This window comes from Rhodopseudomonas sp. BR0G17 (assembly GCF_010907025.1).
In the GTDB taxonomy this organism is placed as follows: Bacteria; Pseudomonadota; Alphaproteobacteria; order Rhizobiales; family Xanthobacteraceae; genus Rhodopseudomonas; species Rhodopseudomonas palustris_H.
On record NZ_QUML01000027.1, the window covers coordinates 56573 to 74241 of the forward strand.

16 protein-coding genes and 1 tRNA gene are annotated in these 17669 nt (G+C 64.3%); 2 read left to right on the plus strand and 15 right to left on the minus strand.

Annotated features, from left to right (window positions below; translation table 11 throughout):
• Positions 1-65: 65 nt before the first annotated feature.
• From DY467_RS19000 to DY467_RS19015, 4 genes are all read right to left on the minus strand, one after another.
• Complete coding sequence (locus DY467_RS19000) at positions 66-1253, minus strand: xanthine dehydrogenase family Fe-S subunit (RefSeq protein ID WP_164638258.1); 1188 nt, start codon at positions 1251-1253, stop codon at positions 66-68.
• On the minus strand, positions 1250-2080 hold the full coding sequence (locus DY467_RS19005; protein ID WP_164638259.1) for an FAD binding domain-containing protein: 831 nt from the start codon (positions 2078-2080) through the stop codon (positions 1250-1252). Before DY467_RS19005 ends, DY467_RS19000 begins: the two co-directional genes overlap by 4 nt.
• Entirely contained in the window at positions 2077-4368 is a 2292-nt protein-coding gene (locus tag DY467_RS19010; protein WP_164638280.1) for a xanthine dehydrogenase family protein molybdopterin-binding subunit, read from the minus strand. The genes DY467_RS19005 and DY467_RS19010 overlap by 4 nt, the downstream gene beginning before the upstream one ends.
• Positions 4369-4462: 94 nt before the next feature.
• A complete protein-coding gene (locus DY467_RS19015) occupies positions 4463-5740 on the minus strand; it encodes an amidohydrolase/deacetylase family metallohydrolase (protein WP_164638261.1) in 1278 nt (425 codons plus the stop codon).
• 263 nt (positions 5741-6003) lie between these two features.
• Here DY467_RS19015 and DY467_RS26890 point away from each other — a divergent pair, with 263 nt between their 5' ends.
• Positions 6004-6399, plus strand: a complete 396-nt coding sequence (locus DY467_RS26890) for a MarR family winged helix-turn-helix transcriptional regulator (protein ID WP_502706448.1) — start codon at positions 6004-6006, stop codon at positions 6397-6399.
• A 209-nt stretch (positions 6400-6608) separates the two neighbouring features.
• Here DY467_RS26890 and DY467_RS19025 read toward each other — a convergent pair whose 3' ends face one another.
• The 8 genes from DY467_RS19025 to DY467_RS19060 all read right to left on the minus strand — a co-directional run bounded on the left by DY467_RS19025 (position 6609) and on the right by DY467_RS19060 (position 13681).
• Complete coding sequence (locus DY467_RS19025; protein ID WP_164638265.1) at positions 6609-7103, minus strand: hypothetical protein; 495 nt, start codon at positions 7101-7103, stop codon at positions 6609-6611.
• Between the two features lie 322 nt (positions 7104-7425).
• Positions 7426-7501, minus strand: a tRNA-Lys gene (locus tag DY467_RS19030).
• A 345-nt stretch (positions 7502-7846) separates the two neighbouring features.
• Positions 7847-8446 carry a Spy/CpxP family protein refolding chaperone gene (locus DY467_RS19035; RefSeq protein ID WP_107343998.1) on the minus strand — a complete coding sequence of 200 codons (600 nt, stop codon included), beginning with the start codon at positions 8444-8446 and terminating at the stop codon, positions 7847-7849.
• Positions 8447-8578: 132 nt separating this feature from the next.
• Positions 8579-9904, minus strand: a complete 1326-nt coding sequence (locus DY467_RS19040) for a TRAP transporter large permease (RefSeq protein ID WP_107343997.1) — start codon at positions 9902-9904, stop codon at positions 8579-8581.
• Positions 9901-10485: a TRAP transporter small permease gene (locus tag DY467_RS19045; protein ID WP_107343996.1), complete on the minus strand. Its 585-nt coding sequence runs from the start codon at positions 10483-10485 to the stop codon at positions 9901-9903. Before DY467_RS19045 ends, DY467_RS19040 begins: the two co-directional genes overlap by 4 nt.
• Before the next feature lie 138 nt (positions 10486-10623).
• Complete coding sequence (locus tag DY467_RS19050; RefSeq protein ID WP_107343995.1) at positions 10624-11628, minus strand: TRAP transporter substrate-binding protein; 1005 nt, start codon at positions 11626-11628, stop codon at positions 10624-10626.
• 223 nt (positions 11629-11851) lie between these two features.
• Positions 11852-13426, minus strand: coding sequence for a 2-isopropylmalate synthase (locus DY467_RS19055; RefSeq protein ID WP_164638267.1), 1575 nt, complete (start codon positions 13424-13426; stop codon positions 11852-11854).
• A gap of 96 nt (positions 13427-13522) precedes the next feature.
• A complete protein-coding gene (locus DY467_RS19060; protein ID WP_164638269.1) occupies positions 13523-13681 on the minus strand; it encodes a hypothetical protein in 159 nt (52 codons plus the stop codon).
• A 260-nt stretch (positions 13682-13941) separates the two neighbouring features.
• On the opposite strand from DY467_RS19060, the gene bioB reads away from it, so the two are divergent.
• Positions 13942-14952, plus strand: a complete 1011-nt coding sequence (gene bioB / locus DY467_RS19065; RefSeq protein WP_107343993.1) for a biotin synthase BioB — start codon at positions 13942-13944, stop codon at positions 14950-14952.
• A gap of 56 nt (positions 14953-15008) precedes the next feature.
• Here bioB and DY467_RS19070 read toward each other — a convergent pair whose 3' ends face one another.
• The 3 genes from DY467_RS19070 to DY467_RS19080 are packed head-to-tail and all read right to left on the minus strand — an operon-like array spanning position 15009 to position 17608.
• The gene (locus DY467_RS19070) at positions 15009-15725 is read right to left on the minus strand and encodes an NUDIX hydrolase (protein WP_164638271.1); all 717 of its coding nucleotides are present in this window, start codon (positions 15723-15725) and stop codon (positions 15009-15011) included.
• 7 nt (positions 15726-15732) lie between these two features.
• Positions 15733-16755 (minus strand): ABC transporter substrate-binding protein, encoded by a 1023-nt coding sequence (locus tag DY467_RS19075; protein WP_164638273.1) that lies wholly within the window; start codon positions 16753-16755, stop codon positions 15733-15735.
• Positions 16756-16813: 58 nt separating this feature from the next.
• Positions 16814-17608, minus strand: coding sequence for an ABC transporter permease (locus tag DY467_RS19080; protein ID WP_107355203.1), 795 nt, complete (start codon positions 17606-17608; stop codon positions 16814-16816).
• Positions 17609-17669 lie beyond the last annotated feature (61 nt).

Sequence of the window (17669 nt, forward strand, 5' to 3'; positions counted from 1 at the left end):
GTGATCGTTTGTTGTTTCACCGGACGCCGCCCCCGGCGTCCGTCGCACGTCGACTTCGCCCGCCGCTAACGACGGGACGTCCCTCCCAGCCAGCGCGGCAGCCGCGCCCTTATCAGGCCGAGCAGCAGCGCCAGCCCGTTGAGATGTTGTGCAGCTTGAGCAGGACCGACCGTCTCACCGGACAGCTTGCGTTCGAGATTGGCTGCGAACTGATCGACCAGCCGTCGCGCAAGATCGCGCACCAGGCCGCTACGTCCGACCTGCGCCAGCAAGCCAGTGAGCGAGTAGCCAATGGTGAGGTCGACCCGCGTCGCGCGCCCCTCACTCCGCGGCGTCAGCCGGTAGCGGATTTCACCCTGGGTCGATGACCGGCTGCGGCGATCATTGCCGGTGCCGATGATGCGACCCGAGTGGCCGTCGCCGGCGCTCTCGATCCGGGCGATGCCCGCGAATTGTGCCGCGATCGGCCCGACCTGCACGCGGATCTCGCCTTCGATGCGATTGGGATCGCCGGCGTTGGTCAGAGCGACGCCAGGCAAACAGGCAGCGACCGCGGCGACATCTGCGAACAACGCAGCGACGTCCGCGGGCGGATGCTGCACCTCGAACGCCTGCTCGATCGTAGCGGCCGGTGCGAAGTCGGCAATCGCAGCAGCCGGCAGAGCCGCCGCCACGCTCGCCGCCGCAGACGGCGCCGCAACGCGGAGAGCGGCCTCGGCCGCGCCATGTCCCGATCCGGCCGGCCCCAGTGTCGTGCGACCCCCACCGACGACGGGTTGGATGCCGCGCGCACGGCGGGCTGCAATCACCGACATCACCGCGCGGACGATGCCGACATAGCCGGTGCAACGGCAGAGGTTGCCGCTCATGCCGATGCGGATGGCCTGCTCGTCCGCCTCGGGCAGGCGCAGCACCAGATCGCGCGCCGAGACAAGCATGCCGGGCGTGCAGTAGCCGCACTGCAGAGCATGTTCACGCGTGAACGCCGCGCGCAGCTCGGTGGCGATCTCGTCGTCATCCAATCCCTCGATCGTGGTGACCGCAGCGCCCTCGCAGGCGGCAGCAAAAGTGATGCAGGATCGCGCCGGAACGCCGTCGATCAGCACGGTGCAGGCCCCGCAGACGCCGTGCTCGCAACCAAGATGCGTACCGGTGAGATCGAGATGATCGCGCACGACATCGGCCAAGCTTGTGCGCGGCTCGGGACGCAGATCGACGGTGCGGCGGTTGATAGTCAGGGCCAGCGTGCTCATGCGGCCTCCTGCAGGGCGCGCTTCAGCACCGTGAGATGAATGTGGCGATGCACGGCGTCCGTGACGCCGGCGTCGCTCAGCAACCGGTCGGCAACGCGGGAATCGAACCGGTTCTTGTAGTCGGCATCGATGCGGCCACCGAACAGCTCGGCCGGGGCCGCGATCAGGATCGGTGCGGCGTCGAGTGCGCCGATGACGATCTGCGCACTGCCGGCGTCAGGATCGATCAGCGCCGCGCATTGGCCATGCGCGAATTCGCCGGTCTTGCGGCAGGTCTTGACGTAGCCCCACTGCGCCGTTGCCAAGCGCTTCGGAACGTGGATCGCGGCGACCAGTTCGCCGGGCTGCAAACAGCTCTGCAGCGCGCCGACGATGAAGTCGGACAGCGCGACCTGCCGCGTCCCGGCGGGACTGCGGAGCGTCAGTCGCGCGCCGAGTGCGATCAGCACCGAGACCCAGTCGGCGGACGGATCGGCATGGCTCAGCGAGCCGCCCAGCGTGCCGCGGTTGCGCACCGCGCGATAGGCGATATTGGCGGCGACGCCGCGCATCGCTCCTCTCGTCACGTCCGGCACGCGGCCGTCTTCGATATCTGCGTGGGTGATGCAGGCGCCGAGCACCAGCTCGTCGCCGTCGATCTCGGCCAGCTTCAGCTCGTCGATCGCGGTGATGTCGACGATCTGCTCGGGCTGCGCCAGCCGCAGATTCAGCATCGGCCCCAGCGACTGGCCGCCGGCCATCACCTTGGCGCCGGCGTTACTTGCAAGCAACGCCAATGCAGAGGTGAGATCGCGCGGGCGGGCGTAATCGAACGGCGCGGGCTTCATGCAGCCGCCCTCCCCGCGTCCTGCGCCGCGATCAACGCTTCGACCACACGATGCGGCGTGATCGGAGAGCGCATCAGTTCAGCGCCATAGGGCCGCAGTGCGTCATTGACGGCGTTGGCGATCGCTGCCGGCGGCGCGATCGCACCACCCTCGCCGATCCCCTTGACGCCGAACCGCGTATAGGGCGCCGGCGTCTCCATGTGATCGAGCCGTGGCGTCGGCACTTCGGTAGGTCCCGGCAACAGATAGTCCGCAAACGTCGTCGCCAACGGCTGACCGCTCGCATCGAACGGCATCTCTTCATAGAGCGCGGTGCCAATGCCCTGGGCGAGGCCGCCAAAAATCTGGCCGTCCACCACCATCGGATTGATCAGCACGCCGCCGTCTTCGACGATCACGTAGTCGAGAATTTCGACCGCGCCGAGATCGGGATCGACGGCGACGACCGCCGCGTGCGCCGCGTAGCTGAAGGTGCCGCTATCGCGCTGCGGCTTGTAGCCGGAGGTGACGTCGAGGCCGCCGGGATCGACATCCTTCGGCAGATCCTGCGGGCGGCGATACCAAGTGTGTGCGATCTCGCGCAGCGTTACGCTGCCGTTCGGGCCGTGGACCTCACCGTCGCGCAGTTCGACGTCAGCCAAATCCTGCTGCAGCAGCTTGGCGCCGATGCGCTTGATGCGGTCGCCGAGATCGCCGCACGCGGTCGCCACTGCTCCGCCAGCCATCACGGCGCAGCGCGAGCCCCATGTGCCGGTCGAATACGGCGTCATTGCCGTATCGCCGAGGATGATCCGCACCTTGCCGATATCGATGCCAAGCATCTCGTGCGCGACCTGTGCCAGCGTGGTTTCCATGCTCTGGCCGTGCGAATGCACGCCGACGCGGAGTTCAAGCCCGCCGTCCGGCGTCAGCCGTGCCGTCGCCTGCTCGTGGCCCGGCACCATCGGGATGCCCCAGCCGGAATAGACCGAGGTGCCGTGCGCAGCCTGCTCGCAATAGATCGAGACGCCGAGCCCGATACGGCGGCCGCCCGGCTCGCCGCGGCGCTGCCGCGCGCGCAGGGCCTCGATATCAATGGCCTCCAGCGCCCGCCGCATCGCCTGCGGATAGTCGCCGCTGTCAAAATGCTTGTTGGTGATGTTGTCGAACGGCATCTGCTCGGGCTGCACCAGATTGCGCAGCCGCACTTCGCTCGGCTCCAGCCCTGTTTCGGCCGCGACCAGATCGAGCATCAGTTCCAGCGCGAAGCAGACACCGGTGCGCGCGACGCCGCGATACGGCAGGATCGGACATTTGTTGGTCGCGACTGAAAAGGTCCGGCAGCGATAGGCCGGCATCACATACGGCCCGGGCAGGATGCTGGCGACCTGCGCGGCTTCGAGGCATGCGGAGAACGGATAGGACGAGTACGCTCCGGAATCGACGGTCGCCTCGCAATCGATCCCGCGGAGCCGGCCGTCGCGATCGGCATAGAGCGTGATCTTGTAATGATGCTCGCGGCAATTGGCGCTGGCAGTGAGGTGTTCGCGACGGTCCTCGATCCAGCGCACCGGATGGCCGAGCCGCATCGTCAGCCACGACAGGCAGACTTCCTCGGGCAGCAGGATGCCCTTGTGCCCGAACCCACCGCCGACATCCGGCGAGATCACCCGGATGCGGCCCTGGTCCATGCCGAGGCATTCGGCAAGGCCGTTGCGGTTGATATGCGGCATCTGCGCCGAGGTCGTGACGACGAGCTGATCGAGCCGGTGATCAAAGCTGGCGACCACTCCGCGGCCTTCGAGCGGCGCCATGCACTGCCGCGCCGTGGTGATCTCGCGCGACACTTTGATCGGCGCGTCGAGCGCCGCCGAGATATCGACCTCGAAATTGGTTTCGAGGAAGACGTTATCGCCCCAGTGCTCGTGCACCAGCGGCGCATTCGGCGCGCGCGCCTGCAGCATGTCGTGCACCGCCGGCAGCTCTTCGAGATCGAGCACCACGGCGGCCGCGATATCCTCGGCTTCAGCACGCGTCGGCGCGACGCACATCGCGATCAGTTCGCCGACCTGCCGGACCTTGTCGGTCGCCAGCACCGGCTGTTCGGAGATCTTGAAGCCCGGCAGTCCGGATACCGCACGGATCGGATTGACGCCGACGAGATCCGCGGCGGTGAACACACGGTCGCGATACGCTTCCGGCACATGGATGCCGCGGATGCGGGCATGTGCGAGCGGACTGCGTAGGAAGGCGACGTCCTGCATCCCGGCAAGGCGGATGTCGGCCACGTATTGGCCGCGACCGCGCATCAGGCGGTCATCCTCCTTGCGCGGCAGGCGAGCACCGACGCCCTGCCCGCTGCCCTGACGCTGATCGATCCGTCCGTGCACCGCCGATCCCTCCTCAGGCTGCAACGGCTTCGGGCAGGATCGCGGCGTCGGCGTCGTAGCGAACGCCGGCGCGCAGGCAGAACGCCGGCTGCAGCAGGCTGTCCGCGATGACTTCGGTGTTCTCGTTGTCGCGCAGCACGAAGCGGCCGGCGCGCTGCGTCAGCACCGACACGTCCGCCGCCATCCCGACCTTCAGCGCACCAATCTCATCGGCTCGATTGATCATCCTGGCCGGATTGGCGGTGACCATCGGCACCACCTGTTCGAGCGACAGGCCGAGCGCCATCATCGAACTCATCGCCTGTACCAGGCTGAACTTGGCCTGCCCGGCGAACGGATGGTTCTCCTCGTCCTCGTGCTGATCGGGCGTGCCGGCCGGCGCCGGCACATGGGTGTTGTAGCCGTGGATGTCGGCGCCGAGCGTGGTCGGCACGATGCCGGCGGCGATCGCCTTCTTGGCGAGCCGATAAGAGAAGTGGCTGCCGTGGCCGACATCCACCTTCAGACCGCGATCGAGCGCCGCCTGGATCACAGGATGGACAACGCCTTCGCGATTGATGAAGCCGCCAGGGTGGCGCGTGAACGGATGCGCCAGCACGTCGCCTTCCTTCAACAGCGGAATGACGCGGGTCAGGATCGTGTCGGCGTCTTCGCCGTTGGCGCCGCTCTCCGGCAGGCCCCAGAGCTGACCGAAATGCACATACACCGGCAGCTCGGCGCGGCGCCCGATCTCCGCCGCCATCTCGATGACGCGAATACCCCAGCGCGCAAAGCCGCCGATCTCCGCGTGCGCTTTGATGCCGCGAACGATGTCCGGATTGGCGCGCGCCGCTTTCACGGTGGCGTCGATGTCCACGCCCTCGGGGCTGTAGAGCTGCGGGTAGTAATGGCCCTCGAGACCGCCGACGAGGTAAGCCGACAGAAACGCGTAAACGCGCGACTTCGCCGGCTCAGCGATGAAATGACGGAAGCCCGGCAGCGTCATGCAGGACGGGCCGCCCTGATCAATCAGCGCGGTGACGCCCGACCGCACGCCGACCATATCGGGGTTCATGCCGAAGCGGCCGGACACATACTGATAGATGTGCGCGTGCGTATCGATCAGCCCGGGCAGCACCAGCTGGCCGGCGACGTCCACGATCTCCTTGGCGCTCGAGGGCAGAATGTCCTTCTGCACGGCGGCGATCTTGCCGCCCCTCACCGCGACATCCATCACGCCATCGATGCCGGACGCCGGGCAGATCACGCGCCCGCCACGCAACAGAAGATCAAAGCTGGCACTTACCGACATCAGACTGCTCTCCACGAACCTGACCAAAATTACGAAGCATGCTTCGCATTTGCATCTAGCAAGGCTTATGCCAAAGTCTAAGAGACCAAGGACGTAGAGAATCGCGTTACTGATTTTCGCTGCGCGGCGCCGGCCGTTCAGCTTGCAGAGATGGAGAGAAACGCTTGCGGCAGAAGCATTTCCGAGCGGTCGAGGCGACGCACGAACCTTGGCCCTTGGCCGAGCGCCCCGGCTTTCTGATCCGGCGCTTGCACCAGATCCATGTGGCGCTGTTTCAGCAGGCATGTGCTGAATTTGAAGTCACACCGCTGCAATACAGCCTGCTGTCTGCGCTCGCGGCTCGCAAAACCGCCGATCAAACAACGCTCGCGGCTGACATTGCGCTCGACCGCACCACGACCACCGGCGCGCTCAAACGCCTCGAAGCGCGCCATCTGGTCGAGCGGCCGGTCAACACCGAAGACCGCCGCGCCCGCTTGTGCCGCCTCACCAAAGCCGGCGCTCATCTCTTGTCTAAGATCGAAGGCGCTGCCCGCTCCGCCCACGAAGCGACACTGCATGGCCTGTCGGCACGCGAGCGAACCCAATTCGTCGCAATGATGCAGCGCATCGTTGCGCAGAACGCCAACCAGGACACCGAAGCGCCCTCGCTCGAATGAACCGCTGCTGATTCCGTGCTCGTAAGCTGCTCACACGTTGATCATTGGTCCCAGATCAACGCTGAGATCGAGAGGCGCGTACCTTCTGGAACGGAACGAATTTACGAGCCGCACAACATCGAACAGCTTGCTGATTGCGCGCTTGGTGAGGACTTATCTGCAGCGTGATGAGCTCGGCGAGCGCATCGCACAGGCTCGTCGACGGATGATCACGCAACGAGTCGGCTGCGCCAATCTTCCCATCTTGTTCGCTCGGGAAGATCAGCTTGCGATTCAAAATGCTTGAGAAACTCAACTGCTGTCTCAACAGCCCATTTTGTACAACTATGTCCAATCCAACCGTTAGGAAATATCTGCTGCCCCGAGAACCAACGATTGGATTGAAAGAATCCTTGCAACGCCGCTGAAATAGTTAGGTGCTTGTCTAGCTCGTTCGACCATTCTGGTTTGAAATGAGTCATCTCGTTGCGAAGACACGCCAGGGCACGGACGGACTTCAAAATCACCGAATTTCTATCGAGTTTTGGCTTATTTCGAAGCGAAAGGGCTAGATCAAGCTTGTCGAGCGTCGATTTTCGTCTTTCAAGCTCGCTCCACAAAACATCAAGACCCGGGACAAATTCTGCTGGAAATACGTGTCGTCCGTCTGCGAACAACTCGTTTGTGTAGCTTTCCAGCGCAGCATCAGCAAACAAGATAGCCACGACTGCATGGTCCCGCATCTCGTCCCAAAACGGACCTAACGATGCTTGGGCGTTCGCAGACTCAATCTCTCCGACTAGTCGGGAATATCGGGCCGCTCCCATCAAATAGGGGATCGCCTGATTTACTCTCACCGTCAGAGTGGCCGCGTCTGACGCTATACTGACAACATTGATGCTGGTCGCAATCAGATGATGGGAGTCAGACGACATCATTAGGCCCTAATGAAATATCTGAAGAACAAAAATTGCAAACGGAACAACAAACTTCACGATCCATCCTCAGATCGTGACCACCAATCTAAAGCTAACGCTTGGATTTGATTGGTGGGCGCACTAGGGCTCGAACCTAGGACCCGCTGATTAAGAGTCAGCTGCTCTACCAACTGAGCTATGCGCCCGCAGCCGTTTCGGCTGGGTCCCTTGCGGGGACGGCGTCCGTTTAGCAAAGCCCACCGGGGATGTCCAGCAATGCGGACGACTTTTTTCACGTCTGTGGGGAGAAACTTCGGGTCACGAAAACGGCAGCAGTTTCAGCGCGTTTGAAGCAGGCCAAGACGGCCGTGCGTTTCTGCCGAAGCCTCCTGTTCTCCCACAATCCGATGCGCGCTGCGCCAGGACCTGCCAAACGACCGGCTCGTGCTCTTCCGAGGACGCATGACCGCTGTCCGAGGCGATCAAAGGCGAATCTGGAAGTGACTTCCGGCGGCATGTGCGGCCGCCGGAGGTCCTTGTCGAAGTCTGTGTCAAAGCCGGCTCGGGCCGTCGCCATCGTCCATCGGGCCGTGGCGGTCCATCATCGGGCCGCGGCCGCCGCGCTCCCAGCGCGGGCCGCGATCGTCGTCGCCGTCCCGGTCGCGGTGCATGAAGCCGTGATGATGGCGCCAGCCGAAACCACCGCCCTCCATCCGGGTCAGCACCCGCAGGCGGCGCTTCTGGCTATCGTCGAGCGATTTGTAGAGCGGGTCGGCGGCGTCGGCGATCTTCTTCATCGCAGCCGCGGTCGCGGCCATCGAATCGGCGCGGTCGCGCAGCCGTGCCACCGGATCGGCGTCACGCGGCTCGCGGTCGTCGTCGCGGGCCTTCATCCGCGCCTGGGCGCGGTCGATCCGCAGCTTGACCAGATCCTTCACCGCGGCCTCGACCGGCGGCCACAGCTTCTCCTGGTCGGGGGTGAGCTGCAGCCCGGCCTTCACGGCTGCGATCTTGGCGTCGGCGAACGCGCTGCGATCCTGAGCGCTGAATGCGTGCCGGCCATGATCGAACCAGCCGCGATGCTCGGCGTAAGCCGCCGTCGAACCGGCGAACACCAGCGCGGCGACGCCAGCGAGCAGAACCTTCTTCATGGCAACCTCCTTCAAAAGGTAGCCATAAAGATGAGCGCCCTGCCCGGCGGCTTCAACTTAACGATTGGACAGACGAGGCCGTCTTACCAAGATGTAATGTGCTGTTAGCAGACCGAAACGAACGGACACCAACTACAACATGCCGAGCATCCGAGGCAGCCACAGCGAGATCTCGGGCACGTAAGTGACCACCGCCAAGAACGCCAGCATGGTGAGCAGCCACGGCATCACCGCCACCGTCAGCTCGGTAATGCCCATTTTGGCGATGCCGGAGGCGACGTAGAGGTTGAGGCCCACCGGCGGGTGGCACATGCCGACCTCCATGTTCACCACCATCAGGATACCGAGATGGACCGGATGAATGCCGAGCTTCACCGCCACCGGGAACAGGATCGGCGCCATGATCAGCACGATCGAGGTCGCTTCCATCACGTTGCCGGCGAGCAGCAGCAGGATGTTCACCACCAGCAGGAACCAGACCCAGTTCACGCCCGCGGTCGACATCCAGGTCGCGATCTGCTGCGGGATGTTTTCGTTGGCCATCAGGAACGAGAACAGCACGGCGTTGGTGATGATGTAGAGGATCATCGCGCTCATGTTGGCCGAGCCGAGCAGCACCCGCGGCACGTCGCGCAGGCGCATGTCGCGATAGACGAACACCGCGATGATGAAGGCGTACACCGCGCTGATCGCCGCCGCTTCGGTCGGGGTGAACATGCCGGCGTAGATGCCGCCGAGCACGATCACGATCAGCAGCAGGCCCCAGACGCACTTGCGGAACGCGTCGAACCGCTCGGCCCAGCTCGCCTTCGGCAGCCGCGGATAGTCGTGCTTCCAGGCGCGGTAGAAGGTCGTGAGGCCGAGCAGCGAGGCCAACATGATGCCGGGAATGACGCCGGCCATGAACAGCTGGCCGACCGAGGCCGACGACACGCGATTGCCGTCCGGATCGAGCGCGATCGAACCGCCGGTCGCCACCGCATAAACCACCATCACGATCGACGGCGGGATCAGGATGCCGAGAGCGCCCGAGGTGGTGATGACGCCGGCGCCGAAACGCTTCGGGAAGCCCTGCTTCACCATCGCCGGCAGCATGATCGAGCCGATCGCGATCACGGTCGCGGGTGAGGACCCCGAAACCGCGGCGAACAGCGCGCATGCCATCACGCCCGCCAAGCCGAGGCCGCCGTACCAGTGGCCGACCATCGTGGTGGCGAAGTTGATCATGCGGCGGGCGACGCCGCCGTGGGTCAGGAAGTTGCCGGCCAGGATGAAAAACGGGATCGCCATGATCTCGAAGTTCTCGATGCCGGTGAACAGCTTCAACGACACCGCTTCCATCGGCACGTTGGTCATCAGCACGACGAACGACAGCACGGTGAGACCGAGCGCGATCGAGATCGGCATGCCGGTCAGCATCAGGGCGATCAGCAGCCCGAAGATGATTGCGGTGTTCATCGCACCGCCTCCGCCGCTGCGGCCGCGGACCCGGGCATATGTGGCTCGTCGATGCCCTCGACCTGACCGTGGTCGTGGTGCGGCAGATGATCATGACGCCAGAAGTGATAGGCGACCTGGAGGAAGCGGAAGCACATCAGATAGGAACCGAGCGGAATGCAGAGATAAACGATCCAGCTCGGGATCTCGAGATCCGGCGAGGTCTGGTTGGTATCGATCAGGCCGTAGACGAATTTGGCGCCCATCGAGCCGATGATGAAGGTGAAGAACGCGCCGCAGAACAGACCGAACAGGATGGTCGCCTTGCGCAGGTTCGGACGCATCACGTTGACCAGCACGTCGACGCCGACATGGATGCCGGTGCGCACGCCGTAGGCCGCACCGAACTTCGCCATCCACACGAACATGTAGATGCACAGTTCCTGCGCCCACGACAGGTCGATCGGAAACAGGATCGGATAGAGGATTGGGATGCCGACCAGATAGCGGTGCATCACCGCGATGAAGATCAGCAGCGTGGCGCCGCCGATCATCGTGGCGATCAGAATTTCCTCGAGCCTGTCCAGGATGCGCAGGACCATAGATTCCCCCTGTGGATCGGCCGGTCGCTGCGGTGAGGACGAGAAGACGGCCGTCGCTTGATTCCAGTCCCGCAGCCCCTGCGGTCCGGCAAAAGCAGAGGGCGCCCGCGTCGAAACGCGGGCGCCCGTTCGCAAATGTTACTTGGTCGGACCGCCGCCGCTTTCCTTGATGAACTCTTCGATCAGAGCCTTGCCGACGCGGCCGCCGACGTCGTCGTACACCGGCGCCATCGCCTTGCGCATCGCGAGGTTCTGCTCCGGCGTCAGGGTGATGATCTCGGTCTTACCCGACTTCTTCATCTCCTCGAGAGCTTCCTCGTTTTCCTTCTGCGACTGGCTGTTGCCGAACTCGGTGGCTTCCTTCATCGCCTTGTCGAGCTGCGCACGGACGTCGGCCGGGATGCCGTCCCAGAACTGCTTGTTCACGATCACCGCGTAGCCGATGTAGCCGTGGTTGGTGACGGTGGTGTACTTCTGCACTTCGTGCATCTTCTGGGTGTACATGTTCGACGGCGTGTTCTCCTGGCCGTCGACGACGCCGGTCTGCAGCGCCTGATACACTTCGGAGAACGCCAGCACCTGCGGGATCGCGCCGAGCGCGCGGAACTGAGCGTCGAGCACCTTCGACGACTGAATCCGGAACTTCAGGCCCTTGTAGTCTTCCGGCGCGATCAGCTTCTTGTTCGCGCTCATGATCTTGAAGCCGTTGTCCCAGTAAGCGAGACCGGTGATGCCCTTGGAGTCGAGCAGCTTGAACAGCTTGGCGCCGACCGGACCGTTGGTCACCTTCCGCAGCGCGGCGATGTCCGGCAGGATGTATGGCAGATCGAAGACTTCGAATTCCTTCACGCCGGCCGGGCCGAACTTGGAGATCGAGGGCGCGAGCATCTGCACAGCGCCGAGCTTCAGCGCGTCGAGCTCTTCCTTGTCCTTGAACAGCTGCGAGTTCGGATAGACTTCGACCTTGACCTTGCCGTCGGTGTACTTCTCGGCGAGCTCTTTGAACTTATCGGCGGCCATGCCCTTCGGCGTGTTGGGCGCCACCACATGGCTGAACTTGATGACGATCGGCGACTGCGCGGCGGCCGGGCCGACGAGCCCGAGCACGGCGATCGATGCGAGTGCTAGAATGGATTTACGCATGTTTTCTCCCGATTCCTTATGAGGAACGCACCCGCGTCCCCGCCCCGTTCGATTACCAGCCGCACCAATACAGAGAAGCACTACGAAAGGCTATTGCCCCTTCGCAGGGTCGCCGTCAACAACTGCTGCAACGCGGAAAAAGGGCGATGCACAGCGGCATCGCCCTTTCGAACCGTTCCAGAAGTTGTAGCTGTCAGCCGCGGTTGTGCGACTTATTCACGCATCAGCCGGCGACGGCCACCGTCGGCGCGTCTTCGCGCACGCTGCGCTGACGCTTGGCGACGATCTTGTTGAGCGCGCCCAGGTAAGCCTTCGCTGAGGCCACCAAGGTGTCGGGATCGGCTGCACGCGCGGTCATCGAGCGGCCTTCATGGCTCAGCCGCACCGACACTTCCGCCTGCGCATCGGTGCCCTCGGTGACGGCATGCACCTGATACAGTTCCAACTTGGCATCGTGCGGCACCAGCGCCTTGATGCAGTTGAACACCGCGTCCACCGGGCCGTTGCCTTCAGCTTCCTCAATCCGGATCTGGCCGTCGACGTCCAGCTTCATAGTGGCGCGCTGCGGACCATGGGTGCCGGCGATCACCGTCAGAGACATCAGCTTGATCTGGTCCTGACCGTGCAGCAGCTGCTCGTCGACCAAGGCCTCGATGTCCTCGTCGTAGACGTCCTTCTTACGGTCGGCCAAAGCCTTGAACCGAACGAACACGTCCTCGATCTGGTTGCGCGACAGCTTGTAGCCCAGCTCTTCCAGCTTGTGGATCAAGCCAGCGCGGCCGGAGTGCTTGCCCATCACCAGCGAGGTGCCCTTCACGCCCACCGTTTCGGGCGTCATGATCTCATAGGTCTGGGCGTTCTTGATCATGCCATCCTGATGGATGCCGCTCTCGTGCGCGAACGCGTTCCGGCCGACGATCGCCTTGTTGTACTGCACCGGGAACGAGGTCGCGGCCGATACGGTCTTGGAGGCGTGAGTCAGCATCGTCGACTCGATCCGGTTCCAGTACGGCAACTTGTCCTGCCGCACCCGCATCGCCATCACCACCTCTTCCAAGGCGGCGTTACCGGCGCGCTCGCCGATGCCGTTGATGGTGCATTCGATCTGGCGGGCGCCGCCGGCGACGCCGGCCATCGAATTGGCGACCGCCATGCCCAGGTCGTTATGGCAGTGGACCGAGAACCGCGCCTTGTCGGAATTCGGCACCGTCTCACGCACCTTGCGGAACAGTTCGCGATATTCCTCGGGCACCGCGTAGCCGACGGTGTCCGGCAAGTTGATGGTGGTGGCGCCGGCCTTGATCGCCGCCTCGATGCAGCGGCACAGGAAGTCGAACTCGGTGCGGGTGGCATCTTCCGCCGACCACTCGACGTCGTCGGTGTGGTTGCGGGCGCGGGTCACCGACGAGATCACCATCTCGTAGACCTGCGCGGCTTCCATCTGCAGCTTGTACTTCATGTGCACCGGCGAGGTGGACAGGAAGGTGTGAATACGGCCGCGCTCGGCCGGCTTGATCGCCTCGGCGCAGCGGTCGATGTCCTTGTGGGCCGCACGCGACAAGCCGCAAATCACCGAATTCTTCGAACGCTTGGCGATCTCATGCACCGCCTCGAAGTCACCATCGGAGGCGAACGGGTAGCCGGCCTCGATCACGTCGACGCCCATGTCATCGAGCATCCGGGCGACGTTCAGCTTCTCCTCGAACGTCATGGTGGCGCCGGGGCACTGCTCGCCGTCGCGCAAGGTGGTGTCGAAAATGATGACGCGGTCCTGTTCGGACTGGGTGGTGGTGGTCATGAAAAATGTCCTTTGGTCGGGGCGCCGCGCGGGCGCATGAGGGGCTGGCTGTCGTGCGATCCCCTGAGTGCCCAGGCAAAACTGCCCAGACGGCCCTCAGGGGCGGCTAAGAAGCAGCAGCCCGCCAAGCGCGAGGGTCTCGAGCGCTTCGAAAGCGGCGGCGGTCGGAATCAGCACAGCCGGAATCGCGGACGCGGCGGTGATCGCCGTTCCTTCCATTCCAATGCTGCCGCTGCCAATCGTCATTCCCGACACCTTCAGGGTCCTATCGTCGGCGACAACCGCTAAAAGAGCGTTAGGTTGACGCAAGAGTCCGACGGACCGAACGGATAGTCTTGTAAACGACCTCGCCACTGTTTCGCAACGCCAAATCGTGGGCAAAAGCCCTGATAAAGCGTCAGAAACCCTGACCTAAACCATGGTCGGGCTGGCGATGCGTCGCCGTGGGTTTCTTCACCCGCCGAAACCGCTTATGGCTGTGCACCAGCCGAACGACCCCGACCGGAGCACCGACGTTGAACTCGATCGCCCATTCCACGCTTGCCGCCGCCAGCCCCACCATCCGCCACGACTGGACCCGCGAGGAAGCCGCGGCGATCTATCATGCGCCGTTCGCCGACCTGATGTTCCGGGCGCAGACGATTCACCGCCAGACCTTCGATCCGAACCAGGTCCAGTGCAATCAGCTGCTCAACGTCAAGACCGGCGGCTGCGCCGAGGATTGCGGCTATTGCAGCCAATCCGCCCATCACGACACCGCCCTGCCCGCCTCCAAGCTGATGGAGCCGGCCAAGGTGATCGAGGCCGCCAAGGCGGCCCGCGACGCCGGCGCGACGCGCTATTGCATGGGCGCGGCCTGGCGTTCGCCGAAGGAGCGCGACATGGCGCCGGTGATCGAGATGGTGAAGGGCGTCAAGGCGCTCGGCATGGAAGCCTGCATGACGCTCGGCATGCTGACCGACGATCAGGCTAAGCAGCTCGCCGACGCCGGCCTCGACTACTACAACCACAACATCGACACCTCGGAAGAGTTTTACGCCTCGGTGGTGAAGACCCGCAGCTTCGGCGACCGCCTCGACACGCTGGAGAAGGTGCAGGACGCCGGCATCAAGGTGTGCTGCGGCGGCATCCTCGGCCTCGGCGAGAAGCCGACCGACCGCGTCGAGATGCTGCGCACGCTGGCCAACCTGCCGCAGCATCCGGAGAGCGTGCCGATCAACATGCTGATCCCGATCGAGGGCACCCCGATCGCCCAGACCGCGACGCCGGTCGATCCGTTCGAATTCGTCCGCACCATCGCGCTGGCGCGCATCATGATGCCGAAGTCGGACGTCCGCCTCGCCGCCGGCCGCACCGCAATGAGCGACGAGATGCAGGCGCTGTGCTTCCTCGCCGGCGCCAACTCGATCTTCATCGGTGATACCCTGCTGACCACCCCGAACCCGGGCGACAGCAAGGACCGCGCGCTGTTCAACCGCCTCGGCATCACCCCGCGCGACGACCTCGGCGTCCACGCGCATAGCTGAGACGCGACCCCAAACACCGTCGTGGCCGGTCCCGGCCATGACGGTTGGGAAAGTAATTAGTCCTCGCCGCGCAGCAGCATCGTCAGGAAAGCGGTGACGAAGCGCGGCATCGAGGGCAGGAAATCGTCCTTCGAACGCACCAGATGCATCCGGCTGAACTCCGGTAGTTCCTCTTTCGCCAGGTGCTTTTCGACCCGGGCCTTCAGCGCCTCGCCCGGCTGATCCACATCCAGAATCCGCAGCATCGCCACGGAGGCGCCGGCCTCGACGCAGTGCCAGTGATCGGCAGCGTGGTAATCGAACCGTGTCAGCCCGGTCTCTTCCTTCACCTCGCGGGCCACGCTGGAGGCCATCTCCAGCCGGCGATTGCGGACGTCGGAAGGATCCGGCGTGCCGCCGGGAAAGTACACCCGGCCCGCATTGGAGGTGTGCGCGCCCATCTCGCCGAGCAGGATCGCCCCGTCGCTGGCGCGGATCACGCCCATCCCGAAGCCATTGAACACCGAGGCGTCCGGAAACTCCCATTCACGCCAGCTCATGAAGCTGGCGAAGTCGGTTTCAAAGAACTCGGCGCTGAAGTACGGGCCATCGAACTGCGGCCGGCGCGCCATCAGCACGCGGCCGTTCCACAGCTTCGGCTGTTCGGCCTGCCGGCGTTCGAAATGCGCATCGATGTCGGCGCAGCGCGCCTCTGCGAATCGCCACGCGTAGTCGCTGACCCAGAGGTCCAACTGGCCGACGCGGTGGATGGTAACGGGCGGCGATGAGCTCATTGCAGCGTTATTTGGCGGGACCGGCCGCCTTCGCCTGTTCGACGAAGGCGTTGGTGTAAGTCTTGGTGACGTCGATATTGGCCTTCGCCACGTCCGGCGAGCCAACGCTGAACACCGCCAGCACGGCGTCCGCCCCCTTCGGGTCCATCAGCCCGGTGGTCGAGTACATCGGGATCGTGTTCTTCAGCGCCGCGACGTACTGCCCCTTGTCCTTGCCGACGATGTTGGCCGGCATCTTGTCGGCGATCTCCTCGGCGGAATGCGCGTGGATCCAGCTCAGCGTGCCGAGGATCGCCTTGGTCAGCGCCAGCGCCTCGTTCGGATGCGCCTTGATCCAGGCCGTGGTGGCGTACAGCGCGCCGCCCGGATAGTCGCCGCCGAACACCTCGCGGGTGTCGTGCTCGGTGCGGGTGTCGCTGAGGATGCGGAGGTCGGCATGCGCCGCCTGCAGGATCGTCACCGCCGGATCGAGCATCACCGCGGCGTCGATCTGGCCCTGCTGCATCGCCGCTACCGCGGTGGCGCCGAGGCCGACACCGACTACCGAAACGTTGTTCGGGTCAATGCCGTTCTTCTTCAGCTGATACTTCAGGAAGAAGTCCGTCGACGAGCCCGGGGCGCTGACGCCGACCTCCTTGCCGGCGAGATCCTTGATCGACTTGATCTCCGCGGTGTGGGCCGGAGACACCGCCAGCACCAAGCCGGGATAGCGGTCGTACACCACGAAGCTCTGCATCTCCTGCTTCTTCGCGGCGAGGTTGACGGTGTGGTCGAAATAGCCGGAGACGACGTCGGCGCTGCCGCCGAGCACGGCTTTGAGCGCATCCGAGCCGCCCTTGAGGTCGACCAATTCGACGTTGAGCCCGACCTTGTCGTACTCGCCGAGCTGCTTGGCCAGCACGGTCGGCAGATAGCACAGGCAGGCGCCGCCGCCGATCGCGATCGTCACCTTGCTCTGCGCCTGAGCGGCGCCAGCGGTGAGCAGGATCGCGGCGAGCGCCGCAGCGAAGTGTCGAAAGCCGGCCTTCATGGCGTTGGTTCTCCCCAGACGAAGCGGCAAGGACAATAAGCCAAAGCCGCGCCGTGCTCTAGTCCGCCTGCTGCGCCCCGCTCGGCTGCGGCCGCCACACCAAGAGGCGCCGCTCGACTAGGCTGACCGCGAGGTCGATCAGGATCACGAACACCGACAGCACGAACATCCCGGCGAACACGCCGGCGACATCGAAAGTGCCTTCCGCCTGCTGGATCAGGTAGCCAAGCCCGGCGGCGGCGCCGAGATACTCGCCGACCACCGCACCGACCACCGCAAAGCCGATCGCGGTGTGCAGCGACGAGAACATCCACGACAGCGCCGACGGCCAGAACACGTGGCGCATCATCTGCCGCTCGCTCATGCCGAGCATCCGGGCGTTGTCGACCAGTGTCGCGCTGGTTTCCTTGACGCCCTGATAGACGTTGAAGAACACCACGAAGAACACGAGCGTCACGCCGAGCGCGACCTTCGACCAGATCCCAAGCCCCAGCCAAAGCGTGAAGATCGGCGCCAGCACCACGCGCGGCAGCGCGTTGACCATTTTCACATAAGGATCGAACACCGCCGCCACCCGCGGCTGCCGAGCGAACCAGAAGCCGACCAGCACGCCGGCGAGCGAGCCGATCACGAAGGCGAGCAGCGACTCCTGCAGCGTGATCCACAAATGCTTCCAGATCACGCCCGAGGCGAACCAGGCGATCACCTGCTTGGCGACATCGACCGGCGTCGAGAAGAAGAACGGCGGCAGCAGCAGCTTGCCGGCGATCGGCACCGTGGTGAAGAACTGCCACACCGCCAGCGCGACGATCGCGACGAGGAGCTGCAGGGCGAGGAGCTTTACGCGAGACATGCCGCAGCCCCTCCAGGCGACCACGTAGCACCGAAGCGAAGCGCCCTCTTCTCCCCTCCCC